Genomic DNA, 419 nt, shown 5'->3' with positions numbered 1-419 from the left:
CCAGCGCCAGATCGGGGCGGTCGGTTTCTTGAGGGCTTGTGCGGATCGCGGCGTAGACGCGCAGGGTGGCGTGGCCGTTGCGCTGCGCGACGATGCCCGCGCCGCCATGCATCGAAAAATAGGTGCCGTGGCCGACGCGCCGGGCGATCTCGGGGTGACGCCGGTCGACATCGGTGAGCCATAGTTCGACGAAGGTAACGCCGGTGTAGGCCGGCTGCACGGGCGTCAGTGCGGCGCGCACTTTGGACCAGGCGCCGTCCGCGCCCACCACGAGGTCGAACTCACCGAGCGAGCCGTGCTCATTCGCGACGCGATAGCGCCCATCCGACAGGGGTTCCACCGCGCGCACCTTGCTTCCCCACCGAATCGTCTCGGGAGGAAGGCTGTCGAGCAGGAGCGTGCGCAGTTGCTCGCGGTCA

At 68.7% G+C, this 419-nt stretch carries 1 pseudogene; it reads right to left on the bottom strand.

The features are described from left to right. Window positions 1-419, bottom strand: a pseudogene (locus D7Y04_RS44830) (FAD-dependent monooxygenase); the annotation flags it as partial.

The sequence above is a fragment of the Corallococcus sp. AB038B genome (assembly GCF_003668955.1).
GTDB lineage: Bacteria > Myxococcota > Myxococcia > Myxococcales > Myxococcaceae > Corallococcus > Corallococcus exiguus.
Note: the sequence above shows the minus strand (reverse complement) of the source record. Positions and strands in the feature narration are given on the sequence as shown.